The sequence below is a fragment of the Streptomyces sp. NPDC050423 genome (assembly GCF_040655445.1).
Classification (GTDB): domain Bacteria; phylum Actinomycetota; class Actinomycetes; order Streptomycetales; family Streptomycetaceae; genus Streptomyces.
Genome location: NZ_JBFAJY010000005.1, coordinates 195,265 through 221,468, shown reverse-complemented (window position 1 = coordinate 221,468; position 26,204 = coordinate 195,265). Strand labels below are relative to the sequence as shown.

Annotated in this window: 16 protein-coding genes and 1 pseudogene; 4 read left to right on the top strand and 13 right to left on the bottom strand. The window is 70.6% G+C overall.

Features of this window, described 5'->3' with window-relative positions; genetic code table 11:
* Positions 1-96: 96 nt before the first annotated feature.
* The 3 genes from AB0I52_RS06470 to AB0I52_RS06460 all read right to left on the bottom strand — a co-directional run bounded on the left by AB0I52_RS06470 (position 97) and on the right by AB0I52_RS06460 (position 9,495).
* Positions 97-2,139, bottom strand: a complete 2,043-nt coding sequence (locus AB0I52_RS06470; RefSeq protein WP_363069500.1) for a regulator — start codon at positions 2,137-2,139, stop codon at positions 97-99.
* A 196-nt stretch (positions 2,140-2,335) separates the two neighbouring features.
* Positions 2,336-7,663, bottom strand: coding sequence for a pullulanase-type alpha-1,6-glucosidase (pulA, locus tag AB0I52_RS06465; protein ID WP_363069498.1), 5,328 nt, complete (start codon positions 7,661-7,663; stop codon positions 2,336-2,338).
* Positions 7,664-7,773: 110 nt separating this feature from the next.
* On the bottom strand, positions 7,774-9,495 hold the full coding sequence (locus tag AB0I52_RS06460; RefSeq protein ID WP_363069496.1) for a carbohydrate-binding module family 20 domain-containing protein: 1,722 nt from the start codon (positions 9,493-9,495) through the stop codon (positions 7,774-7,776).
* A gap of 470 nt (positions 9,496-9,965) precedes the next feature.
* Here AB0I52_RS06460 and AB0I52_RS06455 point away from each other — a divergent pair, with 470 nt between their 5' ends.
* Positions 9,966-10,154 (top strand): hypothetical protein, encoded by a 189-nt coding sequence (locus AB0I52_RS06455; protein WP_363069494.1) that lies wholly within the window; start codon positions 9,966-9,968, stop codon positions 10,152-10,154.
* 90 nt (positions 10,155-10,244) lie between these two features.
* Here AB0I52_RS06455 and AB0I52_RS06450 read toward each other — a convergent pair.
* The 6 genes and pseudogenes from AB0I52_RS06450 to AB0I52_RS06425 all read right to left on the bottom strand — a co-directional run bounded on the left by AB0I52_RS06450 (position 10,245) and on the right by AB0I52_RS06425 (position 16,920).
* Positions 10,245-10,663: pseudogene (locus AB0I52_RS06450) on the bottom strand (hypothetical protein).
* Positions 10,664-10,889: 226 nt separating this feature from the next.
* Complete coding sequence (locus tag AB0I52_RS06445) at positions 10,890-11,960, bottom strand: LacI family DNA-binding transcriptional regulator (protein ID WP_363069492.1); 1,071 nt, start codon at positions 11,958-11,960, stop codon at positions 10,890-10,892.
* On the bottom strand, positions 11,945-13,627 hold the full coding sequence (locus tag AB0I52_RS06440; RefSeq protein WP_363069490.1) for a glycoside hydrolase family 13 protein: 1,683 nt from the start codon (positions 13,625-13,627) through the stop codon (positions 11,945-11,947). The genes AB0I52_RS06445 and AB0I52_RS06440 overlap by 16 nt, the downstream gene beginning before the upstream one ends.
* Before the next feature lie 105 nt (positions 13,628-13,732).
* Positions 13,733-14,560 carry a carbohydrate ABC transporter permease gene (locus AB0I52_RS06435; RefSeq protein WP_363069524.1) on the bottom strand — a complete coding sequence of 276 codons (828 nt, stop codon included), beginning with the start codon at positions 14,558-14,560 and terminating at the stop codon, positions 13,733-13,735.
* 41 nt (positions 14,561-14,601) lie between these two features.
* On the bottom strand, positions 14,602-15,621 hold the full coding sequence (locus AB0I52_RS06430; RefSeq protein WP_363069488.1) for a sugar ABC transporter permease: 1,020 nt from the start codon (positions 15,619-15,621) through the stop codon (positions 14,602-14,604).
* A 21-nt stretch (positions 15,622-15,642) separates the two neighbouring features.
* Positions 15,643-16,920, bottom strand: coding sequence for an extracellular solute-binding protein (locus AB0I52_RS06425; RefSeq protein WP_363069486.1), 1,278 nt, complete (start codon positions 16,918-16,920; stop codon positions 15,643-15,645).
* Between the two features lie 381 nt (positions 16,921-17,301).
* Between AB0I52_RS06425 and AB0I52_RS06420 the strand changes: the two genes are divergently transcribed.
* Both AB0I52_RS06420 and AB0I52_RS06415 read left to right on the top strand, forming a co-directional pair.
* A complete protein-coding gene (locus tag AB0I52_RS06420) occupies positions 17,302-18,372 on the top strand; it encodes a LacI family DNA-binding transcriptional regulator (protein WP_363069484.1) in 1,071 nt (356 codons plus the stop codon).
* Between the two features lie 154 nt (positions 18,373-18,526).
* Positions 18,527-19,423 (top strand): phosphatase PAP2 family protein, encoded by an 897-nt coding sequence (locus AB0I52_RS06415; protein WP_363069522.1) that lies wholly within the window; start codon positions 18,527-18,529, stop codon positions 19,421-19,423.
* A gap of 61 nt (positions 19,424-19,484) precedes the next feature.
* Here the strand turns inward: AB0I52_RS06415 and AB0I52_RS06410 are convergent, their stop codons facing one another.
* A complete protein-coding gene (locus AB0I52_RS06410; RefSeq protein WP_363069482.1) occupies positions 19,485-22,475 on the bottom strand; it encodes a bifunctional [glutamine synthetase] adenylyltransferase/[glutamine synthetase]-adenylyl-L-tyrosine phosphorylase in 2,991 nt (996 codons plus the stop codon).
* Positions 22,476-22,644: 169 nt separating this feature from the next.
* On the opposite strand from AB0I52_RS06410, the gene AB0I52_RS06405 reads away from it, so the two are divergent.
* Positions 22,645-23,193: a pyridoxamine 5'-phosphate oxidase family protein gene (locus tag AB0I52_RS06405; protein ID WP_363069480.1), complete on the top strand. Its 549-nt coding sequence runs from the start codon at positions 22,645-22,647 to the stop codon at positions 23,191-23,193.
* A 46-nt stretch (positions 23,194-23,239) separates the two neighbouring features.
* Here AB0I52_RS06405 and AB0I52_RS06400 read toward each other — a convergent pair whose 3' ends face one another.
* From AB0I52_RS06400 to AB0I52_RS06390, 3 genes are all read right to left on the bottom strand, one after another.
* The gene (locus AB0I52_RS06400; protein WP_363069478.1) at positions 23,240-24,034 is read right to left on the bottom strand and encodes a putative protein N(5)-glutamine methyltransferase; all 795 of its coding nucleotides are present in this window, start codon (positions 24,032-24,034) and stop codon (positions 23,240-23,242) included.
* A gap of 222 nt (positions 24,035-24,256) precedes the next feature.
* Complete coding sequence (locus tag AB0I52_RS06395; RefSeq protein ID WP_363069476.1) at positions 24,257-24,484, bottom strand: hypothetical protein; 228 nt, start codon at positions 24,482-24,484, stop codon at positions 24,257-24,259.
* Positions 24,485-24,604: 120 nt separating this feature from the next.
* Positions 24,605-26,104, bottom strand: a complete 1,500-nt coding sequence (locus AB0I52_RS06390; RefSeq protein ID WP_363069520.1) for an MDR family MFS transporter — start codon at positions 26,102-26,104, stop codon at positions 24,605-24,607.
* Positions 26,105-26,204 lie beyond the last annotated feature (100 nt).

Sequence of the window (26,204 nt, the reverse complement as noted above, 5' to 3'; positions counted from 1 at the left end):
TGCAGATGTCGCAATCCACACCGAACCCGGAAGGCCCTCACTCGTTCAAGATCCCCAAGCCGTGGGATCCGTCACCAACCTCCATGGACAGAACACCTAGGTGAGCAGTTCGCCGTGGAGTGCGAGCGCCAGGCCCGCTTCCGCGCTGTCCGCCCGGCCCCGCTCGAAGGCCCGCTGGTAGGCGGCGTCGCCGACGGCCTCGCGGGCCCGGCGTTCGCAGGCCTCGCGCAGCGGGCCCAGCTCCGGGGTGCCGCGCTGCGGGTGGCCGACCATCCGCCAGTAGAGCTGTCCGGTGCCGTACACCCGGGCGGCGTGGGCACCCTCCCCCTGGGCGGCGACCGCGGCGGCCAGGATGTCGAGGCCGAGCGCGATGCCGAAGCTGTCGCGGAGCCGGTGCTTGCCGGCGAGCATGGACCTGGCGTGCGCGGCGGCCGCGTCGGCGCGGCCCTGGAGCAGGGCGATCAGCGCGAGTTGGTAGTCGACGTAGCTGCGGGTCCAGCATTCGTCCATGGCCTCGCAGGCCGCGCGCAGGACGACCGCTGCCTCGGCGGCCTCGTCCAGCCGGCCGAGGCTGGTGAGGGCGAAGACGATGATCAGGTGGCAGCGCAGCCGGTAGGCCGATTCGAGCGGGGTGCGCGCCTCGGTGCTGCGCAGCACCCGGTCCGCCTCGCGCAGGCTCAGATCGGGCCGGCCGACCATGAGATGGGTGAGGCCGCGCAGGTACGCGGCGGCGAGGATGCCTTCGTCGGGCCCGTCGGCAGCCGCCGCCCGTACGCATTCCGCACCGATCCGCTCGGCGGCCGGGTAGTCGCCCTGGAGCAACACGCACATCCCGAGCACCCACAGGGCCCGGGTGCGGTGCGGGCCCTGTGCCGGGCCGAGGTCCAGGGCGCGCTGCGCGTAGCCGCGGGTCTGCGGCAGGTGGCCGCAGCAGCACCAGAAGAACCCGATCCGGCCGGCCATCTCCTGGGCGGCGGTGGTGTCGTGGGCGAGCAGGTGGTCAAGGGCCGCGCACAGGTCGGCGTGCGTGTCGGCGATGCGGTGGTACCAGCTGATCTGGTCGTCGCCGGTCCAGCCCGCGTGGGCGTTGCGGGCCAGTTGCAGGAAGCAGGCGGCGTGCCGGTCGGCCGCGGCGCGTTCCTCGCCGAGTTCGGCCAGCCACATCCGGCCGTACTCACGGATGGTGTCCAGCATCCGGTGGCGCGGGCCGTCGCGCACGACGACCGATTTGGCCACCAGCCCGCGCAGTGCCGTGCCGACCCCGTCCCCGTCCCCGGTGAGCGGTCCCCCGGTGCAGACCTCGCGGGCCGTGGCCTCGTCGAAGTCGCCGCGCAGCACGGCCAGCCGGGCCCAGAGCAGCCGTTCCAGCGGGGTGCACAGTTCGTGGCTCCAGCCGATGGCGGTGCGCAGGGTGCGGTGGCGCTGCGGCCGGATCGACGCGTCGGAGAGCAGATCGAGGCGGGAGCCGATCCGCAGCGCGATCTGTTCGACGGTGTGCCGCCCGGTACCCGCCGCCGCGAGTTCGATGGCGAGCGGGATGCCTTCCAGCCGGCGGCAGATCTCGGCGGCCGCCGCGGCGGTGCCCGACTCGTGGAACACGGTGCCCGGGGCGGCCGCGATGGCCCGGTCCCGGAACAGAGTGAGGGCGTCGGCGGCGCCGTCGACGGGCAGTGGCTCCACCTCGACCAGTTGCTCGGCCTTGATACCGAGCGGCTGTCTGCTGGTGGCGAGCACCGTGAGTCCGGGTGAGGTGGTGAGGATCTCGCCGAGGAGATGGGCGCAGGCGGGGCGCAGGTGTTCGCAGGAGTCCAGGACGAGCAGCAGCTGTTTGTCGGCGAGCCACTCGCACAGCACGTCCATGGGCATCCGCAGGGTGTGGTCGCTGAGCCCGACCGCGTCGGAGACGGTGGCGAGGAGCAGTCCGTCGTCGTGGAGCGGGGCGAGGTCGGCCCACCAGACGCCGTCGCGGTACCCGGGTTCCGCGCGGCCGGCCGCGCGGACTGCCAGCCGGGTCTTGCCGACCCCGCCGGCTCCGGTGAGCGTGGTCAGCCGGCGGGTGGCGAGGGCGCGTTCGATCCGGCCCAGCTCCGTCTTCCGTCCGACGAAGCTCGTGGTCTCCTCGGGGATGTAGCTCACCATCGTCACCGTCGCTGAACAGGTGGAGAGGCCGGGTCCCGGTCCCCGCGCCCGGTACGGCACCGGCGGGGCCGACGGTGCGGCTGCCGGTGCGTACGGGGCGGGGGCCGGGACCCGGCCGGGTGGAGTGGAGGGCGCGCCCGGGAGTGCGGTGGTGCGGCTCTCCCCGGCGGCTGGCCTCACGGTAGACCTGTTGTGGTCAGCGCAACGAGTACACCGCCACTGTGCGCCCCGGGACGGTGAAACTTCCCGAACTCCGCTCGTACGTCGACTTCTTGACGGTAGGATCCGCGCCCCGAGCCTGGACGGGGTGCAGGGAGTAGCTCTTTCCAGCCAGGGCGGCGACCTTCTGAGTGGTGGCGCCGGGGGCGGCGTTGAGGACGACCACCAGCTTCCCCAGCCGCATGGTGATCACCCCGGGGGTCTCGTTCTTGCCGGAGAGCGGGAAGGAGAGGGTGGACTGCACCTGCCCCGCGGTGGAGAGGCCGAAGTCCTTCTCGGTGGCGCGGATGGTGAGCAGGTCCCGGTACGCGGCCGAGGCGCCGTTGATCTGTGCGCACCCCGGACTGATCGCGGCGTTGGTCAACAGCGGCTTGGCATAGGGCCACTTGTCCTCGTTGTCAGCGGCGGGCGGCAGCCCGCGGCCGAAGCCGTTGCCCGCGCGGCAGTCCCAGTGCAGGGCGTTGAACCAGTCGCCGCTGTCGAAGGAGTTGCGGTCCAGGGACTTGGAGCGCAGCAGGTCGGTGCCCGCCTGGGAGAGCGAGGGGCCCTGCGAGAGGGTGGCCGTCGCCATGGCCAGGACCTGCGATCTGGCCCGGTCGGCTGCCGAGGTGCCCGCCGGGAGTTTGAAGGCGAGGGTGTCGTACAGCGTCTCGTTGTCGTGGGCGTCGGCGTAGGCGAGGGCGTCACCGGGGACCGCGGCGTACCCGGCCGGGGCTCCGTTGTAGTCGACGTCCGAGCCCTTGACCGTGCTGCCGGAGCTGTCAGTGAAGGTGTAGCCGGCGAGGCTGCCGGTGAGCCCGACCTTGATCAGGTCCTGGTAGTGGAGCAGCCGGGCCTTCTGCTCGGCCTTCGTACCGTTTCCGGTGGAGGTGTTGGGGTCGGTGTAGAGGCCGGTGGCGAATCCCTGAACACCGGGGTCCTCGTCGAACGGGCTGCCGCCGCGCACCGCGTCGCGGGCCCGGTCGGAGAAGGTGGCGATGCCGGTGCCGGCCATGTTCTTCTGGGTGGCCTGGACGAAGCGGGCGTCGTCGGCGATCTCACCGAAGTTCCAGCCCTCCCCGTACAGGATGATCTTCTTCCCGTCGACGCCGTCCTTGGCGACCGTCAGGGCGTCGAGGGCCTTGCGGACGGCCAGGATGTTGGCCTTGGGGTGGTGTCCCATCAGGTCGAAGCGGAAGCCGTCGACCTTGTACTGCCTGGCCCAGGTGACGACCGAGTCGACGACGAGCTTGCCCATCATGGTGTTCTCGGGCGCGGTGTTGGCGCAGCAGGTGGAGGTGGCGACGGTGCCGTCCTCCAGCAGCCGCTGGTAGTAGCCGGGCACGATCCGGTCGAGGACGGACTTGTCGTCCTGGCCGGAGGCGACGGTGTGGTTGTAGACGACGTCCATGACGGTCCGCAGACCGGCGCCGTTCAGCCCCTGCACCATCTGCCGGAACTCGACCGTGCGCCGGGTGCCGTCCGGGTCGGAGGCGTAACTGCCCTCCGGGACGGTGTAGTGCAGCGGGTCGTAGCCCCAGTTGAACGCGTCCTTCGCGGCGGTCTTCGCCACGCAGGCCTGCTGCTCCGCGGAGTCGGGGGCGTAGACGGACAGGTCGCAGGCCGGCCTCTGCTGGTCCTTCTTCCTCTCGGGGATGGTGCCGATGTCGAAGGCGGGCAGCAGGTGGACGTAGCCGGTGCCGGAGTCGGCGAGCTGCTTGAGGTGCTTCATCCCGTCGGAGCGGGTGTCGGTGAAGGCGAGGTACTCGCCGGGGTGCTTGGACGTGGGGTCCGCGATCGAGAAGTCGCGGATCTGGAGCTCCTGGATCCGGGCGTTCCGCAGCGGCACCGCGGCGGGCTTGCGCAGCCCGCTCCAGCCCTTCGGCGCGAGCTTGCCGTCATCGAGGTCGACCACGAGGCTCCGGGCGGAGTCGGTGGTCAGCGCGGTGGAGTAGGGGTCGGTGACCTTGTTGGTGACGAGCTTGTGGACGGTGGGCGCCCAGACCTTCACCACGTACCGGTAGGGCTTGCCGTTCCAGTCCCGCTTCCCGGTGACCGACCAGACGCCGGTGCGGTCGTCGCGCCGCATCGGGACGGTACGGCCGCCGAGTTCGAGCGAGACGGTGCGGGCGGTGGGCGCCCAGACGGACAGCGTCGGGGTGCCGTGCCGGAAGACCGGTCCGAGCGAGGCGCTGCTCGCCCGCTTCCCGTAGAGGTCGTCGAGCACCCCCGCGCTCTGTACGCCGGTGGCGGCGAGCAGGGCGCCGTTGGCCGCGCGCTGGGTGGCGATCAGCTGGCCGCGCAGGGCGTCACGGACCCTGTCCCGGTCACGGGCGTCCACGGTGAACGCCGGGTAGTCCTTGAGGTGCGGGTACTTCGCCTTCTGCGCGTCGGTCAGCGCGGACGGGCTGAGCCGCAGCCACTGGCCCTCGTCGGAGAGTGCGCCGTCGACGACGGAGATGCCGCCGTTCTTCGCGTGGACGAGCTGCTGGCTGGTCGCGCCGGTGGTCTTCACCTTCCAGACGACGGTGTCGGAGTCGATCCACTGCGCCTCGGCCTTGGCGAGGTCGAGGGTGGGCGCGCCGCCGGTCTGGGGCAGCAGATAGCCGGCCGTGCCGCCGAGCATCCACACCTCGTGGCCGTTGCTCGCGATGTCGAGGGACTGGTCGCTGGGCAGGTCCTTCTCGTCGCCCCGGTGCAGGATGTAGCTGAGCGAGGTGGCCCCGTCGGTGAGCGGGACCTCGAAGGTGAGACCGGAGGCGTCCTTCTTCACCGGCTGGAGCGGCTTGGCCCAGTCGGTGGGCTCCTTGGCGCCGGTCCAGGTGTGCAGCCCCCAGCCGTCGTAGTCGCCGTCGGCCCGGTAGTAGTGCAGGACGGCCTTGCCGGTGTCCTGCGGCGGGTAGGCGCCGTCGGGGGCGGTGGCCGACTGGCCGTCCTCACCCTGCGCGATCCAGACCTGTCCGGTCGTGGCCAGGTCGACGGAGCGCTCCGGCCCGTCTGCGGTGCCGCTCTTGCCAACGGTGTACGGGACCGAGTCGGCGCCCTCGGGCACCTTGATCCAGGCGAAGGCGCCGTAGGCGTCCCGCCCGGTGAAGTCCGCGGTGGTGTCGCCGGACCTGGCCTGCCAGCCGTCGTAGTCGCCGTCGGCGCGCTTGTAGTGGATGACCGCGTAGTCGCGTTCGACGGCCACGGGCTTCGCCGGGGCGGGTGCCTGTCCGGCGGTCGAGGAGGCGAGGGCGCTTGCGGTGCGCCCGGCACGGTCGACCACAACGGCCTTGTAGCGCAGGGGCGTTCCGGCGGCGGTCGCGTCGCTGATGGTCTGGGTGACCTTGTACGGGGCGTGGTCGGCGGAACCGAGCGTGGTCCACTTCCCGTTGCCCTGCTGGGCGGCGAAGACGACCCGGTCGAGGGAGCCGCCGTGCACGTCGGCGGTCAGCTCGACGGTGCGGGTGGCTCCGGCGGCCGGTGCCTTCAGGGAGATCGCGGGCCTGGCGGCGGGGGCGCCGAGCGGCTTCCCGGCGCGGAGCACGATGCTGGACAGGGCCGGGACCGTGACCTTGATCTTCTGGTCGGCGCCGCTGCGGACCGTACCGGAACCGCCGTACAGGGTGCGGAAGTCCGTCCGGGCGGACTCGGTGGGCAGCTCGACGGTCTTCGCGGCCGTGCCGTTGTTGGTGGCGACGACGTACTCGTTGCTGTGCGCCGGGTCCGTGCGGGAGAAGGCGTAGACGGAGCCCTCGGCGTACCGCTCGGTCTGGACGCCGTCCCGCAGCGCCGGGTGCTTCCTGGTCAGCTCGGAGAGCGCGGCGATGGAGCGGTAGATGGGGTGCCCGGTGTCGTAGGCGTCGGAGGCGTGGGTGCGGTCGGTGCCCAGCTCGTCGTCGTCGAGGTAGTCGGCGGTCTTCGAGGCGAACATGGTCTGGCGGGCGTCCTTGTCGCCGCCGGCGCCCGTGAAGCCCTGCTCGTCGCCGTAGTAGACGACCGGGTTGCCGCGGCTGAGGAACATCACCTCGTTGGCCAGCCGGGCCCGCTTCACCAGCTCCGCGTCACCGGCCTCGGGGTTGTCCTGCTTGAGGAAGGTGCCGATGCGGCCCATGTCGTGGTTGCCGAGGAAGGTCACCTGCTCGTAGGCGTTGGCCTTGTCGGTGGTGTACCGGTAGTCGTCCGCGAAGACGGCGGCGAGCTTCGAGGCCGGGGCGCCCTGTGAGGCGTACTGGCGGGCCGCCTCCTGGAAGGGGAAGTCGAGTGTCGCGTCGAGCCGGCCCTGGGTGACGTAGGGCGAGGTGATCGCGGTGTCGGCGGAGTAGACCTCGCCGAACATGAAGAAGTCCTTGCGCCCGTGCTTGGCGGCATACGTGTCGAGCGCGGTCGCCCACTGGGTCCAGAAGTCCAGGTCGACGTGTTTGACGGTGTCGACGCGGAAGCCGTCGATGTCGAAGTCGCGGACCCACTTCTCGTAGATCTTCTCCATGCCGGAGACGACCTCGGGCCGCTCGGTCCACAGGTCGTCGAGCCCGGAGAAGTCGCCGTACGTGGTGGACTCGCCGGCATAGGTCGAGTCACCGCGGTTGTGGTACATCGTCGGGTCGTTGAGCCAGGACGGCGTCTTGCCGCCGGTGGTGACCGGTTTGTACGGGAAGGAGTCGGCGTCCACCTTCGCCATGCCCGCGGCGTCGTCGAAGGGGCGGCCGTTCCGGTCGAGGTACGGGTAGGCGCCCTTGGGCTTGTAGCCGTACGTCTTCTCGGCGTAGTCGACGGTGTCGGCGGTGTGGTTGGTGATGACGTCGAAGAAGACCTTCATGCCCTTGCCGTGGGCCTTGTCGATCAGCTTCGTCAGGTCGGCGTTGGTGCCGAAGTGCGGGTCGACCTGGGTGAAGTCGGTGATCCAGTAGCCGTGGTAACCGGCCGAGGCGTCCTTGCCGGTGCCCTGGACGGGCCGGTTCCTGAAGATCGGGGCGAGCCAGATCGCGGTGGTGCCGAGCCCCTTGATGTAGTCGAGCCTGCCGGTCAGCCCCTTGAGGTCGCCGCCCTGGTAGAACCCCTTGTCGGTGGGGTCGTACCCGGTCTCCAGCCGGGAGCCGGTCAGCCCGCCCCGGTCGTTGCCGGTGTCGCCGTTGGCGAACCGGTCGGGCATCACGAAGTAGAACTGCTCACGGGTCAGATCGTGGCGGGCGGGCTGTGCGGCCAGCTTGGCGTCCGACGGCGCGGCGGGCGGCCTGGCCGCGGCGGCGGGCAGCGCGGGCACGAGGGCCGCGCACAGGGCGGCCGCGACGACGACGGCGGGCGCCGCTCTTCGCGCGGGCACGCGCGGGGACGGACGTATCACTCGGGTTCTCCTAGAAGGGGTACGGGTGCGGGGCCGGACGGGCCCATTCGGCCCGTCCGGCGGTTGAGGACACGGCGCGGCCGGGGACCGCGCGGCCCACGGGCGGGACGTCAGCCGCGCCAGACGTCACCGGTCAGCGCGGCCTTGCCGGACGAGGGCACGGTGGCCGTGCGGTTGGCACCGCTCTCCCAGGTGACGTTGCCGCTCGCGTCCTTGCGGACGTACTTGTACTCGAACGACGTACCGGCGGGCAGGCTCACGTCGAGCTTCCAGACCGGGTACGTGGCCGGGTCCAGCTTCAGCGCGGCGTCGGGGTTCCAGTTGCCGAGGGCGGACTGGTTGCCGGTGACGTAGATGTTCTGGCCGAGCTGGGTGGTGGCGTTGACGCCGAAGGAGGCGCCGGAGGTGCCCGTACCGGGATCGGTCGGGTCCGTCGGACCGGTGCCGCCACCGGAACAGGTGCGGGCGCCGGTCTGGAGGGCGAGGGCCGTGTTGGCGCCGAGCGTGGCGGTGAACTGGCCGGAGCCGTTGACGGTGACGCCGTTGCCCGACTGGATGTCGCAGTAGTCGCCGGCGGGCAGCGAGGTCTGGAAGGTACGGCTCAGCGAGGAGCCCTCGTGGTTGATCGCGACATACGCCTTGGAGCCGCGGCCGAAGGCGATCTGGTCGCCGCCGTTGTCCCACCAGTTGGTGACGGACTCACCGCGGGCGGTGTTGCGGAAGCCGACCATGGAGGAGATCTCGCGCCAGGCGTGCTGGCACTTCCAGCCGTCGCTGTAGCAGGCGTTGACCGTGCCGCCGTTGGGCGGACCGGCGTCCTTGTCGGACCACTCGTAGCCGGAGTGGACGTCGGGCGAACCGTAGGGCCAGGCCAGCATGAACACGCTGGCGAGCGTGTAGTTGGCGCCGTCCTTGTAGTTCAGCGTCTCGCCGTTGCGCTCGGTGTCATGGTTGTCGACGAAGACCGCGGCCTTCGAGGAGGACATGAAGCCCCAGCCCTCACCGAAGTTCTTCAGGTTGGCGAGGTTCTCGTTGTTGAAGACCTGCTTGAGGCTGCGGGCGTAGCGGAATTCCTGGACGTCCCCGGTGCCGGCGTACTCGTCGGGCGAGACGGCCTCGCCGGCTCCGTAGATCGCCTCCTGCTTCCAGTAGGCACCGGAATTGCTCAGCCGGGACTTGATGTTGGCGAGGTCGTCCTCGGGGATGTGCTTGGCCGCGTCGATGCGGAAGCCGTCGACTCCGAGCGAGAGCAGGTCGTTCAGGTATCCGGCGATCCTGCCGCGTACGTAGTCCTCACCGGTGTCCAGGTCGGCCAGGCCGACGAGTTCGCAGTGCTGGACGTTGTAGCGGTCCTGGTAGTTGCTGATCTGCGCGGTGCAGTCGTCCATGTCCGGTGCGGAGTACAGACCGGGGTAGTCGTACTTCGAGTACGAGGAGCCGCCGGTGCCGGTGCCCGAGCCCGCCGACATGTGGTTGATGACGGAGTCGGCGACGACCTTCACGCCCGCGCTGTGGCAGGTGCTGACCATGTTGGCGAACGAGCCGCGGTCGCCGAGCCGTCCGGCGATCTTGTAGCTGACCGGCTGGTACGAGGTCCACCACTGCCCGCCCTGGATGTGCTCCTGGGGCGGCGAGACCTGTACGTAGCCGTAGCCGGCCGGGCCGAGGGAGTCCGTGCACGCCTTGGCGACGGAGTCGAACTTCCACTCGAAGAGAACCGCGGTGACGTCCTTGGTGCCCGGTGTGGCGGCCTGGGCACTCGTGGCGGGGACCACGAGGGCGGCGGCGCCCGCTATCAGGGCGAGCGCGGCAGACAAGGGTCTGCTGGCCATGTTTTCCTCCTGCGGTGGGGGAAATGCGGGTGACGGTGCAGCCTCGTCCGGCAACGCGCCCTGCCCTCAAGGCTCCTGAATGTTCTTGCTGCAAGAATGCAAACCTTGCCGCGGGGAGACCGTACGAGCCCACCAGGCCCCGGTCAACCCTTTGGACACACCCCGCTCACACGGCCGAAATACCGCAGATTTCTTCCTGCAAGCTCTTACGCAAAACATTGCAGCCTGTTACGTTTCTCCCGACTCCGGTCCGGTCGGCCGGGGGTCCCGTAACCCCGGGCCCCACGCGCCCGGCCGGCCGGGCCGGTCACGGACAAGAGAGGCACCCGGAGTCATCCACTCCCCGCGGGCCCATTCAGGGCCGACTCCCGGTGCCTCTCCTGTGCGCCCGTGCACGGCCGCGGTCCGTGGGACTGACGAGCTTCGCGCACGCAGGTGTCACTCCGGGACTGCAGCGCACACTGAACGACATGCGAAAAGGAAACACCGGGACTGATGGTCCGCCCCGCTACCGCTGGAAAATCCTCTTGGGCGGCATCGTGGTCATCGGCGTATTCATCGCGTCCAGTCCACTGCCGGGGCCCTTCGACATCGTCGTCCCCGTGGTGGTCGGGACGGGACTCGGCAGCGTGATCGGTAAGTCGCGCTCACGGCGGTGAACCTGCGGACGCGGTGGCCTCGCTCCTTCAACAGGTACGAGATCGATGCCGATCTCGGGAAACGCGGATAGCTCCCGTCTGGATCCGCACCTACCCGAGTACCGCAGGGTGTTCGGCTGGACGGCGTCCCCAGGCCGAGATCAGCGGCGCGAGTGTCAGGTCGAGTCCGCCCGCGTGGATGGCGGCCAGGTGCGCGTCGATCTGGGCGTCGTCGGCCAGGCCGGCCGCGAGCAGCTCGCCGCGCACGTGCCGGATGGTCGCCGCCTCCAGCCGGTCGCAGGCCGGCCCGCCGACCGGGAAGGAGCCCGCCGCGGCGACATCCGCCAAGCCGGCCTGGCCGACGGCCGCCGCGAGCGCCTCCGGGATACCGGGGCCACCGGCCCCCACTTCCCAGCAGCGCGAGCCGGCCCCGACCCCAGTCGGTCGAAGTGCCCGCGCGTCACACCGTCGAACAGCTCGGCCAGCCAGACGAATCGCTCGCCCGCCTCGGCGCGCGCGTTGTCCAGCAGGTACCCGCGGCCGGGAGCGGACTCTCCACCGAGCGCGGTGGTCCCGCCTTTCGGATCCGGTCGGCCGCCGGCGTACAACGGGCGGGGCGAGGAGGTCATGTCCACATGGTCGGCCTTCCCGGGTCGCCGGCGCCAGGACGGGAGAGGGATGCCTCACACAGCCGGCGAATCGACTACGCCGAAGCCCTGCCTCCCGGCCCCCGACGGGGTCCGCCGGGGGCCGGCGTCAGGCTCCGCGCACCGCCGACGCCACCGCCGCCGTCGACCCCCGCACCACCAGTTCCGGCTGGAACACATACTCCGTGCGCTGTACGGGACTTCCGCCGATCTCCTCCAGCAGTGCGCCCACCGCGGCCGCCGCCATCGCCTGTACGGGCTGGCGGACCGTGGTCAGCGGCGGGTCGGTGAACGCGATCAGCTGCGAGTCGTCGAAGCCGACCACGGACACGTCGCGCGGCACGTCGAGGCCGCGGTCCCGGGCCGCGCGCACCGCGCCCAGCGCCATCAGGTCGCTGCCGCAGACGATCCCCGTGCACCCGCGGTCGAGCAGCGCGCCGGCCGCCACCTGGCCGCCCTCGACGCTGAACAGCGTTGAGCACACCAGGAGTTCGGCCTCGGCACGGTCCAGGCCGAGCAGGGAGACCGCGGCGTCCACGAAACCGTCCCGCTTGCGGCGGGACGGCACGTAGCGCTGCGGCCCGATCGCCAGGCCGACCCGGCGGTGGCCGAGTTCGGCGAGGTGCCCCACGGCCATCCGCACGGCCGCGGTGTCGTCGGGCGAGACGAACGGGGCGCTGATCCGTTCGTTGTAGCCGTTGATCAGGACGAACGGCACACCGCGGTCGGTCAGCGCGGCGTAGCGCGCCGGGTCGGCCGAGGTGTCGGCGTGCAGTCCGGAGAGGAAGACGATGCCGCCGACGCCGCGTTCGACGAGCTGCTCGACGAGTTCGTCCTCGGTGGCGCCGCCGGGCAGCTGGGTGCAGAGCACCGGCGTGTAGCCGTGACCCGCCAGGACCTGTTCGACGCACTGCGCGAACGCCGGGAAGATCGGGTTGGTGAGTTCGGGTGTCACCAGTCCTATGAGTCCGGCGCTGCGCTGCCGCAGCCGTACCGGGCGCTCGTAGCCCAGGATGTCGAGCGCCGCGAGCACCCGCTGACGCGTGGTGTCCGCGACGCCCGGCTTGCCGTTGAGCACCCGGCTGACGGTCGCCTCGCTGACCGAGGCCTGCCCGGCGATGTCGGAGAGCCTCAGCGCGCTGCCGACTCTGGGCGGGGGGACGGTCAAACCGTCCACCACACCGTGGTGTCGGCCGGCAGCTCGATCTCGGCGCCGTCGGTGGTGACCGGCTCACTGGACAGCAGGACGGTGCCGCGTACGGGGATGCGGACGGCGGCGCCCGTCGTGTTGACGGTGCAGGCGAAGCCGGGGCGGGCGAAGACCAGCAGACCATCGGGGGCGTCCAGCCACTCCACCGCGGTGCCCGCGCCGAGTCCGGGGTGCGCCCGGCGGGCGGCGATCGCGGACCGGTACAGCTCCAGGGTGGAGCCGGCCGTGCCGGTCTGGGCCTCGATGCTGAGCTCGCCCCAGCCCGCGGGCTGCGGCAGCCAGCTGCCGCCCTCGCCGAAGCCGTACGAGCTGCCCTCGCGGGTCCACGGGATCGGCACCCGGCAGCCGTCACGGAAGCCGTCCTGGCCGTCGGCGCGGAAGAACGACGGGTCCTGGCGGGCCTCGTCGGGCAGGTCGGTGACGTCGGGCAGGCCGAGCTCCTCGCCCTGGTAGACGTAGGCGGAGCCGGGCAGCGCCAGCATCAGCAGCGTGGCCGCACGGGCCCGGCGCAGGCCCAGCTCGCGGTCGCCCGCGGTACGGATCTGGGTGCCGAGGCCGGGCGGGTTGGCGAACCGGGTGGCGTGCCGGGTGACGTCGTGGTTGGAGAGCACCCAGGTGGTGGGGGCGCCGACCGGGCGCATCGCGTTCAGCGAGGTGTCGATGACGTCACGCAGCGCCTGAGCGTCCCAGGAGGTCGCCAGGTACTGGAAGTTGAAGGCCTGGTGCATCTCGTCGGGGCGCACGTAGTTGGCGGTGCGCTCGACGGTCGGGGTCCAGGCCTCGGCCACCGCGACGCGATCGCCGGGGTACTCGTCGAGGATGGTGCGCCAGCTGCGGTAGATCGCGTGCACGCCGTCCTGGTCGAAGAAGGGCAGTACATCGTCACTGCTGCCCAGCAGCTTCAACTGGTCGTGCGTGCCCAGGTCGGGCAGGCCCTCGGCCTTGACGAGGCCGTGGGCGACGTCGACCCGGAAGCCGTCGACGCCCATGTCGAGCCAGAAGCGCAGGATCGAGCGGAACTCGTCGGCGACGGCCGGGTGTTCCCAGTTGAAGTCCGGCTGCTCGGGCGCGAACAGGTGGAGGTACCAGTCGCCGGGCGTGCCGTCCGGGTCGGTGGTCCGGGTCCAGGCCGGTCCACCGAAGATGGACTCCCAGTCGTTGGGCGGGAGTTCGCCGTCGGTGCCCTTGCCGGGGCGGAAGTGGTAGCGGTCGCGCAGGGCGGAGCCGGGGCCCTCGGCGAGCGCGCGCTTGAACCACTCGTGCTGGTCGGACGAGTGGTTGGGCACCAGGTCGACGATGATCCGCAGGCCCAGGTCGTGGGCGTCCCGGATCAGGGCGTCGGCGTCCAGCAGCGTGCCGAACATCGGGTCGATGGCCCGGTAGTCGGCGACGTCGTACCCGGCGTCGGCCTGCGGGGACGCGTAGAAGGGGCTGAGCCACACCGCGTCGACGCCGAGGTCCCTGAGGTACGGGAGCCGGGCGGTGACGCCTGCGAGATCGCCCATGCCGTCGCCGTTGCCGTCGGCGAAACTGCGCGGATAGACCTGGTAGATCACCGCGTCCTGCCACCAGCCGGTGCGGTGGCCCGGGGCGTCGGTGGACGTGCCGGTGGAGGGGGCAGCGAGGTGCTGGGTCATGTCGTCCCTGGGGTGTCTGGGTGGGGAGTGGCGCCGGAACCGGGTCGGGATGCCGGCGCCACCGTGACTGGTGCGTGCGGGTCGTACGGTCGTGCCGTGTGGCCGTCAGCCCTTGACGGCTCCGGCGGACATGCCGGTGACGAGGTGCTTCTGCGCGAACAGGAAGACCAGGGCCGCGGGTATCGCGATCAGCACGGACGCGGCGGTCATCGGACCCCACTGGGCCCCGTACTGGTTGACGAACAGCTGGAGTCCGCCCGCGAGCGTGAGGTTGTCCTCGCCGACCATGAAGGCGGAGGCGTACGCCACTTCACCCCATGCGGTGATGAAGGAGTAGAACGCGGTGACGGCGAGTCCGGGCTTGGCCAGCGGCAGGATGAGCCGCCAGAACGTGCCGAACGGGGTGAGTCCGTCGACCTGCCCCGACTCGTCGATCTCGCGCGGGATGGTGTCGAAGAAGCCCTTCATCATCCAGGCGCAGAACGGCACCGAGATGGTGAGGTAGGTGATGACCAGACCGGCCGGCTTATTGAGCAGCCCCATGCCCGCCATGATGTTGTAGATCGGCACGATGAGGACGGCGACCGGGAACATCTGGGTGATCAGCAGCGTCCACATCAGTCCGCGCTTGCCGGGGAAGCGGAAGCGGCTGACGGCGTAGCCGGTGGAGGCGGAGATGATGACGCCGAGGAGCGTGGTGAGCCCCGCGACGAGCAGCGAGTTGCCGAACCAGGTCAGGAACTTCGTGTTCTGGAGCAGGTTCGTGTAGTTCTCGAACGTCGTGTCCTTGAAGAAGTCCGTGGTGGTCGCGTAGGCGACGGGCTTCAGCGAGGTGAGCAGTACCCAGAGGACAGGGAAGACCGCGATCACGGACGCGACGATGAGCGTCAGGTGCAGGGCGGTGGAGGCCAGCGGTGAACGCTCGTCGCGCATCCTGGCCTTGGGCGCGGAGTGCCGCGCGGTGGGGATGGTGGTCACCAGTCGTCTCCCTGGGTGCGCAGGACTCGCCGGTACACGGCGGCGAAGATCAGCAGGAGCACGAGGATCAGTACGCCCCAGGTGGAGGACTGCGCGAAGTCGCGCGGGCTGATCTCGAAGGAGAACTTGTACGCCTGGGTGACCAGGATCTGGGTGGCGTCGCCGGGTCCGCCGCGGGTCAGCAGGAAGATCACCGGGAACATGTTGAAGGTCCAGATGGTGGAGAGCAGGATTACCGTCGTGGAGACGGGACGCAGTCCGGGCAGCGTGATGTGGCGGAAGCGCTGCCAGGCGGTGGCGCCGTCCATCTCGGCGGCCTCGTAGTGCTCGCTGGGGATGGACTGGAGGCCGCCGAGGAGGGCGACCATCATGAACGGCACCCCGAGCCAGACGTTGACGGCGATGACCGAGAGCTTCGCCCAGGTGGGGTCGTTCAGCCACGGTATGCCGTCGATCCCGGCGCCGGAGAGGATCTTGTTGAGCAGCCCGCGGTCCTCGTTGTAGAGGAAGCGCCAGGCGAAGACGGAGACGAAGCCGGGGATGGCCCAGGGCAGGATGAGCGCCATCCGGTACGCGGAACGCCCGGCGATCCGGCGGTTCAGGATGTTGGCGAGCGCCATGCCGAGGCTGAAGGTGATGGCCACACAGGAGACCGTCCACACCAGGGTCCAGCCGAGCGTGCCGAGGAACTGGTCGCCGGTGAGGGCGTCGGCGTAGTTGTCCAGGCCCACGAACTTGTACGTGGCGGGCATGTGGTTGACACCGATGGACCGTTCGACGTTGCGCTCGTTGGCGTCGGTCAGTGACAAGTAGATGCCACGGACCAGTGGATACCCGATGATCACGCCGATCACGACGATGACCGGGGCGACCATGGTCCAGGCGTACCAGTGGGTCGACAGTGCCCGCCGGAGCCTGCTCGGCGGTGGGGGGTTGCCAGTACCGCGGCTCCGGCCGCGGGCGACGACGTCGTCGCCCGCGGCCTCAGCCACCGACTGGCTGGTGTGGACAGCCATCAGCCGGCCTGCCTTCCTGGGTTACTTCCAGCCCTTGAGGAGCTTGCGGTAGGAGTCGCCGGTCGTCTTGGCCGCCTTCTCCGGCGTGGTCTGTCCGGTGAGGACCTTGGTGTACTCGGTGACGAGCGGCGCGAAGAGGCTGCCGGTCTCCGGGATCCAGGGGCGCTCGACGGCGCTCTCGACGACCGGCTTGAAGAAGCCGACGATCTCGTTGTCGACGACGCTCTCCTGCGCGTAGGCCGAGGTGCGGGTCGGCAGGAGGTTGAGCTCCTTGGTGACCTGGGCCTGGGTCTTGACGGAGGTCATGTAGTCGACGAAGGCGTAGGAGGCGTCGAGGTTCTTGGAACCGGCGTAGACGGCGAGGTTGTGACCGCCCTGCGGGGCGCCCTGCCCGGCGGAGCCGGCCGGGACCGGGGCGACGCCCAGGTTGTCCTTGTCCTTGAACTCCTTGCCGGTGTAGGTGTCGGCGACGGCCCACGGGCCGTTGATCATCATCGCGACCTTGCCGTCCTTGAAGGACGACTGCATGTTCTCCCAGCCGTCCGTCGCGTCGGTCTTGGCGGCACCGGAGTCCACCAGGTCCTTGACGACCTTCATCGCCTTGACGCCGGCCGGGTTGTCGATGGTGACGGACTTGTCGGCGGCGTCGACCATGTCGCCGCCCTCGCCGTACAGGAAGGACAGGAACCAGTACGCGTCGTCGCCGCGCAGGTAGAAGCCGGTCTTGCCGGTCTTGGTCTTGATCTTCTTGGAGACGGTCTTCAGCTCGTCGACGGTCGTGGGGACCTCGACGCCGGCCTCCTTGAAGATCTTCTTGTTGTAGAAGATGCCCATGGAGTCGATGACCTGCGGCACCGCGTACGTCTTGCCCTTGTACTCGGTGGACGCGGCGGCCTGCTTCAGGAAGTCGTCCGCCTTCCGGAGCGCGGGGGTGCCGTCCAGCGGGGCGAGGTAGCCGAGGTCGGCGAACTCGGGCGTCCACGCGACCTCGGAGCGGATCACGTCGGGAGCGCCGGAGCCGGCCTGCGCGGCGTTCTTGAACTTGTTCTGCGCGTCACCGAAGGGGACGTTGACGTACTTGACGTCGACCTTCGGGTGCTCCTTCTCGAAGCCCTCGGCGATCTTCTTGAAGACCTTGTCCTCGCTGCCCGCGGTGGAGGTGTCCCACCACGTGACGGTGCCCGAGAGCTCGCCCGAGCTCTTGGACGTGCCGTTGGAACTGTCGTCATCGCTGCCGCAGGCGGTCGCCGCGAGCGCCAGGGCCGCGACCAGGGCGGTGGCCGTTATGCCACGTCGCATCTGAACTCCTTCAACTGCCGTACCGCTCCGTCGCGGCGCCGGGTCGACGTGAACGTAACAAGGATGAAAGAAGGCCGAAAGAGTTTGCGGAAGATTTCTGCAAGCTTCGACGATCGTTACATTCGCGTGTCCTCAAGGTTGCCGTCAAGCCTCTTGACGTGGACCCCTGAACCCTGGCAGGGGCAGGCCACCACCCGCGATTCCGCAGTCCGACGATCTGACCGCAGCCCGCAGACCGGCTCCGCAAGACCTTGCAAGATATTGCTGCGGCACTCCGCAGGTGGGTCCCAGGACGGCACCACCGGCCCGCCCCGCGCCCGCCCGCGTCCGAATCCTGTGCATGGTGGGCAATCCGACCCACTCCCGGTACAGTCCAGTCCCATGACCGCACGGCTTGCCGATATCGCAACTCAGGCGGGGGTCAGCGAAGCGACGGTCAGCCGTGTACTGAACGGCAAGCCCGGTGTTGCCGCTGCCACCCGCGAATCCGTCCTCGCCGCGCTCGACGTCCTGGGCTACGAACGGCCCGTACGGTTGCGCAGGCGCAGCGCGGGTCTGGTCGGCCTGATCACGCCCGAGCTGGAGAACCCCATCTTCCCGGCGCTCGCCCAGGTCATCGGGCAGGCGCTGACCCGGCAGGGCTACACCCCGGTGCTGGCGACCCAGACGCCCGGCGGCTCCACCGAGGACGAGCTGACCGAAATGCTGGTCGACCGCGGCGTCTCGGGCATCATCTTCGTCTCCGGACTGCACGCCGACACCTCGGCCGATATGCGGCGCTACGAGCAACTGCGTGCCAAGGGAGTCCCCTTCGTACTGGTAAACGGTTTCTCGCCCAAGGTGCAGGCACCGTTCATCTCACCGGACGACCGGGCCGCGATGCGGCTGGCGGTGACGCATCTGGTGTCGCTGGGCCACACCCGGATCGGACTGGCGGTCGGCCCCAAGCGGTTCGTCCCCGTGGTCCGCAAGATCGAGGGCTTCCACGCCACGATGCGGGAGCAGTTGAACCTCGCCCCGGACGACGTGGAGGGGCTGATCCAGCACTCCCTGTACACGCTGGAGGGCGGCCAGGCGGCCGCCTCCGCGCTGATGGAGCGGGGCTGCACGGCGGTGGTGTGCGCGAGCGACATGATGGCGCTCGGTGCGATCCGGGCCGCTCGCAGGCTCTCCAAGGACGTGCCGCGCGATCTGTCGGTGGTCGGTTACGACGACTCCCCGCTCATAGCGTTCACCGATCCGCCGCTGACCACGATCCGGCAGCCGGTCACGGCGATGGGCCAGGCCGCGGTGCGCACGCTCCTGGAGGAGATCGGCGGCACACCCGCCCCGCACAGCGAGTTCGTCTTCATGCCCGAGCTGGTCGTGCGCGGCTCCACCGCCGCCGGTCCCGGCCCCGGCGCGGCCTCCTCCGCCGCCCCGCCCGTCCAAGGATCCCACGCACACCCGTAGTCCGCAGGACGTGCACCAGTCCGCAGGACGTGCACCCCGCTCCCGGCCGGAGGATCATCAGGCGAAGGGAGCAAATCTGGCAGACTCTGTGCCTATGGGTGAATTGAGCGTGAGACCACAGGAAGGCCGCACGGAGGCCACCCCGTCACCCATCGTGAACGAGGCGGCTCCCGAGGCGAACGCGAAGCAACCCGGCGACGTGAACCGGATGCGCAGACTGCGTGACCGCAGCCTGGCAGGGCTGCGTGCCCCGCGGTCCCCCAGACGGCCACGCCTCTGGTTCGAAATCCTGCTGATCGCGGTCAGTTACTGGCTGTACTCACTGGTGCGCAACGCCGTCCCCGAGCAGAAGGCGGCGGCCCTGGCCAACGCCGACTGGATCTGGTCGGTCGAGCGGTTCCTGGGCATCGCCGTCGAGCAGTCGGTCAACCACGCGGTCAACTCGGTGACATGGCTGATCGTGGCGATGAACTACTACTACGCGACACTGCACTTCATCATCACCATCAGCGTGCTCGTGTGGCTGTTCCGCCGCCATCCCGGCCGCTACGCGGCAGCCCGGCTGGCCCTGTTCGCGACCACGGCGGCCGCGCTGGCCGGCTACTACCTGTTCCCGTTGGCACCGCCCCGGCTGATGAACGGCAGCAAGTTCATCGACACGGTCATGGTCCACGAGACCTGGGGTTCGATGGCTTCGGGCAACTTCAAGAACATGTCGAACCAGTACGCGGCGATGCCGTCGATGCACATCGGCTGGTCGCTGTGGTGCGGACTGACCGTCTTCGCCCTGGCCTCCGCGCCCTGGGCGAAGATCCTGGCCCTGCTCTACCCGGCGGTCACCCTGATCGTGATCGTGTCGACCGCGAACCACTTCTGGCTGGACGCGGTGGGCGGCATGGCCTGCCTGGCGTTCGGCTACGCGGTGTCGTACGCCTGGTACGGAGCGCTGCCGCACCACCTGCCCAGACAGATCCGCCCGAAAACGACCCGCCGCCCCCGGCTGTCGGCGCTCTCGGTCCACCGGGAGGGAACAGCGGCGGGCCGGAACTGACGCGCCGGGGCCGGGTCGTGTCCGCGAAGCCCCCGTCGTACGCCCGGAGGGCGTGGCACCCTCACGCCCCGTAGAACCGCTCGTCCACCACCGCCCGCGCGCGGCGCGTGATCCGCCGGTAGTCGTCCAGCATGTCCCCGACATGGCCAGGCTCGTACCCCAGGTACCGCCCCACCGCCGTCAGCTCCCGCGGCCCGGACGGAAACGTGTCGCCCGGCCTCCCCCGCACCAGCATCACCGCGTTGCGGACCCGGGTGGCCAGCACCCACGCCTCGTCCAGCGTCTGCGCGTCCTCGCCGGAGATCAGCTCCGCCGCGCAGGCGGCGGCCAGCGCCTCACGGGTCCGGGTGGTCCGCAGCCCCGGCTCGGCCCAGCCGTGCTGCATCTGCATCAGCTGCACCGTCCACTCCACGTCGCTCAGCCCACCCCGGCCCAGCTTGGTGTGGAGCGTCGGGTCCGCGCCGCGCGGCAGCCGCTCGGACTCCATCCGGGCCTTCAGCCGCCGGATCTCACGGACCGCGTCCTCCCCCAGCCCCTCCACCGGATATCGCAGCGGATCGATCAGCTCGATGAAGTCGCGGCCCAGATCCGCGTCGCCGGCCATCGGCTGGGCACGCAGCAGTGCCTGGCTCTCCCATGCCAGCGACCAGCGCCGGTAGTACGCCTCGTACGACTTCAGGGTGCGGACCAGCGGCCCGCTCTTGCCCTCGGGACGCAGATCGGCGTCGATGAGCAGCGGCGGGTCCGCGGTGGGCAGCTGAAGCAGCCTGCGCATCTCGGCCACCACCCGGTTCGCGGCCCGGCTCGCCTCCTGCTCGTCGACGCCCTCGCGCGGCGCGTGGACGAACAGGACGTCCGCGTCGGAGCCGTAGCCGAGCTCCTGCCCGCCGAACCGGCCCATGCCGATCACGGCGAACCGCGTGGGGAGGGTGTCGCCCCACTCCGCGCGCACGGCGGCCCGCAGCGCCCCGGCGATCGTGGCGGCGTTCAGATCGGTGACCGCGCTGCCGACCCGGTCGACGAGCGCGCCCGGGTCCGGTTCGGCGGGGCTCTCCTCCGTACCGTAGGAGCCGATGAGGTCCGCGGACGTCGTCCGGAACAGTTCGCGCCGCCGCACCCCGCGCACCACGGCCACCGCCGATTCGGCGTCCTCGGCCCGCCCCACCGCGGCCAGCACCTCCTGCTCCAGGGCGTTGCGGCCGCGCGGTTTCAGCCCCTGCGGGTCGCCGAGGATCGCCACCGCCTCGGGGGCGCGCAGCAGCAGGTCGGGGGCGAGCCGGCCGGCCGACAGCACCCGGGCCAGGTTCTCCGCCGCCGCGCCCTCGTCGCGCAGGAGCCGCAGGTACCACGGGGTCTTGCCGAGTGCGTCGGACACCTTGCGGAATCCGAGCAGTCCGGCGTCCGGGTCGGCGGAGTCCGCGAACCAGCCGAGCAGCACCGGCAGCAGCGTGCGCTGGATGGCGGCCTTGCGCGAGACGCCGGACGACAGGGCCTCCAGATGCCGCAGCGCCGCCGCCGGGTCCTCGTAGCCGAGGGCTTCGAGCCGGAGCGCGGCGGCCTTCGCGCTGAGCCGGGACTCGGCGGGGGCCAGCTGGGCGACCGCGTCGAGCAGCGGCCGGTAGAACAGCTTCTCGTGCAGCCGGCGCACCACGGAGGCGTGCCGCTTCCAGGCCTGGTTGAGCTCGGCGACGGGGTCGGTCCGCATGCCGAGGGAGCGGCCGAGCCGCCGCAGATCCGGCTCGTCCTCCGGGACCAGATGGGTGCGGCGCAGCCGGTAGAGCTGGATGCGGTGCTCCATGGCGCGCAGGAAGCGGTAGGCGTCGTCCAGCTGCGCGGCGTCCACCCGGCCCACGTAGCCGCCGCGGGCGAGGGCGCCCAGCGCGTCCAGGGTCGAGCCGCTGCGCAGGGTGGCGTCGTTGCGGCCGTGCACCAGCTGGAGCAGCTGTACGGCGAACTCGACGTCCCTTAGTCCGCCGGGGCCGAGCTTGATCTCGCGGTCGACCCGGTCGGCGGGGATCGTGTCGATGACCCGGCGGCGCATCTTCTGCACGTCGGAGACGAAGTTCTCGCGGTCGGCGGCCTGCCAGACGAGCGGCGCGACGGCGTCCACGTACTCGGCGCCCAGCGAGGGGTCGCCGGCCACCGGCCGGGCCTTGAGGAGCGCCTGGAACTCCCAGGTCTTGGCCCAGCGCTGGTAGTAGGCGAGGTGCGAGGACAGGGTGCGCACCAGGGGCCCGTTGCGGCCCTCCGGGCGGAGGTTGGCGTCGACGGGCCAGATGGTGCCCTCGCCGGTCGTGTCGGAGCAGATCCGCATCAGGTGTGCGGCCAGCCGGGTGGCGGCCGGGACGGCCGCGCTCTCCTCGGCGCCGTCGGCGGGTTCCGCCACGAAGATGACGTCGACGTCGGAGACGTAGTTCAGTTCGTGGCCGCCGCACTTGCCCATGGCGATGACGGCGAGGCGGCACTGCGCGGCGTCCTCGGGCGTGGCCGTCCGGGCGATGGCGAGCGCGGCCCGCAGGGTCGCGGTGGCCAGGTCGGCCAGTTCGGCGGCGGTCTCGGCGACATCCGTCGTGCCGCACACATCCCGGGCCGCTATCGACAGCAGGCACCGGCGGTAGGCGACGCGCAGCGCGTCCGGATCGACGGCCCCGGCCAGCTCGTGCTCGAACTCGGCCACCCCGGGGTGCAGATCGGTGGCCTCGTACGTGACGAGGGCCTGCCAGTCGCGCGGGTGGCGGGCCAGGTGGTCGCCGAGCGCCTCGGACGCCCCGAGCACCCCGAGCAGCCGGTCCCGCAGTGGCTTGGCGGTGACGAGTGTGTCCAGCAGGATCTGCCGCTCGTCCGCCTCCTCGGCCTCCACGAGCCGTACGACGCCGCGCAGCGCGAGATCGGGGTCGGCGGTGGCACCGAGCGCTTCGAGCAGAACGGGGTCGGAGCGCACCGAGGACAGCTCCGGCAGGTCGAGCAGCCGCTCGGCGGCGGACGGGTCGGTGAATCCGTGCCGCAGCAATCGGGTGAACGTACTGCTCCTGCGCCCCGGCAACGTCGTCATTCCGTGCTCTCCTGCTCGCCGCCCGATCACGTTCCAGCTGTACGAGCGTAGTCCCGCACCGATGAATAGGGAGCGGGCGCACAGTCTGCACTTCACAGGCACGATCTCTTTGAGTACCCGACGCATCCCCTTGAGTACCCGACGCAGCACCCGCCCGGGAGGCCCGACCATGTCCGCAGCCGAACCCCACACCGAACAGAGCACCGGCCCGACCGAGCCGCGCACCGAGCTGGATCCTCGCTTCAGCAGCCCCGGCGCGGAGCCCGCCCGCTGGGCCGACGCGCAGAGGCTGCTGGCCGGCGCCGAGCTGTACTGGCTGACCACCGTGCGCCCGGACGGCCGCCCGCACGCCACCCCGCTGATCGGGGTCTGGTGGCGGGGCGCGCTGCACTTCTGCACGGGCGCCGAGGAGCGCAAGGCCCGCAATCTCGCGGCGAACCCCGAAGTGGTCCTCACCACCGGCACCAGCACCTGGGCGGAGGGCTTCGACCTGGTGGTGGAGGGCCGGGCGGACCGGGTGACGGACGGGGGCCTGCTGAGCGGTCTCGCCGGGGCCTGGGAGGCGAAGTACGGAGCGGTGTGGCACTTCGATGTCGCCGACGGCGTGTTCGTGGGTGCCCAGGGCAACCGGGCCGAGGTCTTCGCCGTGTCCCCGCGCACGGTTTTCGGCTTCGGCAAGGGCGACCCGTTCACCCAGACCCGCTGGCGCTTCGCCTGAGGGGCCGCCGGACCGGCCGGCCCCGCTCGCGCCCGCCGCTCCCGCCTCAGGGCGCTGCGGGCATGGTCCCGATCACGACGGTGGCGTACAGCTCGTCGGAGGAGACCACCCGCGGGTTCAGCCCGCTGCCGCCCACGGCGTCCTCGGCACGGGCCGCCTGCCGTTCGCTCGTCTCGACCAGCAGGCTGCCGCCCGGTGCCAGCCACTGCGGCGCCTCGGCGGCCACCCGCCTCATCACGTCGAGACCGTCGCCGCCTCCGTCGAGCGCCACCAGCGGCTCGTGCACGCGCGCCTCCGCGGGGAGCAGTGCGACATCCCCGGTCGGTACGTACGGCACGTTGGCGAGCAGTACGTCCACGCGCCCGCGCAGCGAGTCGGGCAGCGGTGCGAAGAGGTCGCCCTCGTAGACCCGGCCCAGCTCGCCGATGTTGCGCCGGGCGCAGCGCACGGCGGCGGCCTCGACATCGGAGGCGTGGAGCTCGACCCCGTCCAGGGCCGCGGCGAGCGCGGCGCCGAGCGCGCCCGTCCCGCAGCAGAGGTCGACCACGACGGCGGGACTCGGGGCCAGTTCCACGGCTTGCCGGATCAGGAACTCGGTGCGGCGGCGGGGGACGAAGACCCCGGGGTCCACGGCGATCCGCAGCCCGCTGAACTCGGCCCAGCCCAGGACGTGTTCCAGGGGGAGACCGGCGACGCGGCGTTCCACCATGGCGGCGAGCGCGGCGGGGTCGGTGGCGGTGGCGGCGATCAGGTCCGCCTCGTCCTCGGCGAATACGCAGCCTGCGGTGCGGAGTGTGGTGACGAGGGTGGAGAGGGCAAGCGGTGACAGCGGGACCGGCATGAAGCGGAGCCTTTCGGGAAAACGCCGATGAGTGCTCCGCGGTCGGTTATGTCCGGCCGGCCACGCGTTGACGAGGGGTGAGCACCCAGCCTGATACAGCGGTAATGGGTCCCACCTCCTTCAGTACGTCCCCGTGCGGGGACACGTTCTCAGGTCACGTCCCCTTGCGGGGAAGCGTCACCCTACCCCAGCGGGGCCCGGTCCGTTCCGGCCCGCCGGGCGTCAGTGCTTCTTGGGCCGCCAGTCGTTGCCGCCGTCGATGAAGCGGTTGTGGACGGCGACCGATGTGTTGGCGGCCCGGATGTGCCGCGCCTCCGCGCTGTGGTGCCGCTCGATCTGCTGGCCGTCGAAGTTGTCCGTGGGACGGCGCCGTTCCTTCAGTATCAGCTTCACGATCAGGAAGACGACCACACTCAGCAGGGCGCCGAACAGTACGAAGATCTCAACCATGGCTCCCCCGTCCACTATGACCTCAGGTGCCATTGTCAGTGATCAGACAGGTGCAGTCCACTCGGACTCACGGGCTCCGGGGGTTGGACACCGCCCCGGAGCCCGCCCCGCCTGCGCCGGTTACAGATCCACGCTGTCGCGCAGCTTGGTCGGGGTGAGGAACAGGGCGGCGATCACGCCGACGACCGAGATGGCCGCCGAGATCAGGAAGATGTGCCCCGTCGCGTCGCCGTACGCGGCCCGCACGACCTCGCGGATCTCCGGCGGCATGGCCGCCACGTTCAGCGTGGAGCCGCCGGAGGACGAGGCCGCCGGATCGACGCCGATCTTCGTCAGGCCGGCTGCGATCTTCGTGGCGACCTGGTTGGCGAGGACGGCGCCGAGGACCGAGACGCCGATGGTGCCGCCGAGCGAGCGGAAGAAGGTGATCGCGCCGCTGGCCGCGCCGAGTTCACTGAGCGGGACGGTGTTCTGGAGGACGAGAACGAGGTTCTGCATCGACATGCCGACGCCGACTCCGACCGCGAGCATGCCGATCGAGACGAGGACGAGCGGTGTCTCGTGGTCGATGGTGGACAGCCCCAGGAAGCCGAGGGTGAGGACGACGACGCCGGCGATGATGAACGGCTTCACCTTGCCCGTCCTCGACACCATCCGGCCGGCCACGGTCGAGGAGACCAGCACGCCGAACATCAGTGGAATGGTGAGCAGTCCGGCCTCGGTCGGCGAGTAGCCGCGTCCGATCTGGAAGTACTGACCGAGGAAGACCGCCCCGCCGAACATCGCCATACCGACCGCGAGGCTCGCGATGATGGCGAGGGCGGGGTCCCGGCGGCGTACGACGTGGAGCGGCACGACGGGCTCCTTGACCCGCGCCTCCACGGCCACGGCCCCGCCGAGGATCACCGCGCTCGCACCGACCATGGCGGCCGTCTGCCAGGACAGCCAGTCGAAGTCGTTGCCCACGAAGGTGACCCAGAGGAGCAGCACGCTGACGCCGACGGCGATGAGCGAGGCGCCCAGGTAGTCGACCTTGGTGTCGGGGCGCCGGATCTCGGTGAGGTGCAGGGTGCGGGTGAGCATCACGAAGGCGATCAGCGTGAACGGTACGGCGACGAAGAAGCACCAACGCCAGCCGAGCCACGAGGTGTCGGTGATGAAACCGCCCAGCAGCGGGCCGCCGACCGTGGCGACGGCCATGACGCCGCCGAGGTAACCGTTGTAGCGGCCGCGCTCCTTGGGGCTGATCATCGCCGCGATGATGACCTGCACGAGCACCTGGAGCGCGCCCATGCCCAGGCCCTGGAGGGCACGGAAGGCGATCAACTGCTCGGTGGACTGGGCGAATCCGCAGCCGACCGACGCGACGACGAAGATGCCGATGGATATCTGGAGCAGCAGCTTCTTGCTGAAGAGGTCGGCGAGCTTGCCCCAGATCGGGGTGGAGGCCGTGGAGGCCAGCAGCATCGCGGTGACGACCCAGGTGTACTGCGACTGCGTCCCGTTGAGGGAGCCGATGATCTGCGGGAGCGCGACGGAGACCACCGTGCTGCTGGTCATCGCCACGAAGAGCACGATGAGCAGACCGCTCAGCGCGCGCAGGATGTGGCGGTGGTCCATGGGCGCGACGTCGGTCGGCGCGGCCGTTTGAGCGCTCACGCTCAGCCTCCAGGAGGTATGTGAACAGGGCAGGGGAGAAAACAGAAGCTCACCGTACATG

Bases quoted from the DNA above. Each gene is read 5' to 3' on its own strand.
- AB0I52_RS06425 (WP_363069486.1), bottom strand. From the start codon at position 16,920: ATGCGACGTGGCATAACGGCCACCGCCCTGGTCGCGGCCCTGGCGCTC.
- AB0I52_RS06470 (WP_363069500.1), bottom strand. From the start codon at position 2,139: ATGGTGAGCTACATCCCCGAGGAGACCACGAGCTTCGTCGGACGGAAG.
- AB0I52_RS06405 (WP_363069480.1), top strand. From the start codon at position 22,645: ATGTCCGCAGCCGAACCCCACACCGAACAGAGCACCGGCCCGACCGAG.
- AB0I52_RS06395 (WP_363069476.1), bottom strand. From the start codon at position 24,484: ATGGTTGAGATCTTCGTACTGTTCGGCGCCCTGCTGAGTGTGGTCGTC.
- AB0I52_RS06390 (WP_363069520.1), bottom strand. From the start codon at position 26,104: ATGGACCACCGCCACATCCTGCGCGCGCTGAGCGGTCTGCTCATCGTG.
- AB0I52_RS06460 (WP_363069496.1), bottom strand. From the start codon at position 9,495: ATGGCCAGCAGACCCTTGTCTGCCGCGCTCGCCCTGATAGCGGGCGCC.
- AB0I52_RS06440 (WP_363069490.1), bottom strand. From the start codon at position 13,627: ATGACCCAGCACCTCGCTGCCCCCTCCACCGGCACGTCCACCGACGCC.
- AB0I52_RS06455 (WP_363069494.1), top strand. From the start codon at position 9,966: ATGCGAAAAGGAAACACCGGGACTGATGGTCCGCCCCGCTACCGCTGG.
- AB0I52_RS06410 (WP_363069482.1), bottom strand. From the start codon at position 22,475: ATGACGACGTTGCCGGGGCGCAGGAGCAGTACGTTCACCCGATTGCTG.
- AB0I52_RS06435 (WP_363069524.1), bottom strand. From the start codon at position 14,560: ATGCGCGACGAGCGTTCACCGCTGGCCTCCACCGCCCTGCACCTGACG.
- AB0I52_RS06430 (WP_363069488.1), bottom strand. From the start codon at position 15,621: ATGGCTGTCCACACCAGCCAGTCGGTGGCTGAGGCCGCGGGCGACGAC.
- AB0I52_RS06400 (WP_363069478.1), bottom strand. From the start codon at position 24,034: ATGCCGGTCCCGCTGTCACCGCTTGCCCTCTCCACCCTCGTCACCACA.
- AB0I52_RS06420 (WP_363069484.1), top strand. From the start codon at position 17,302: ATGACCGCACGGCTTGCCGATATCGCAACTCAGGCGGGGGTCAGCGAA.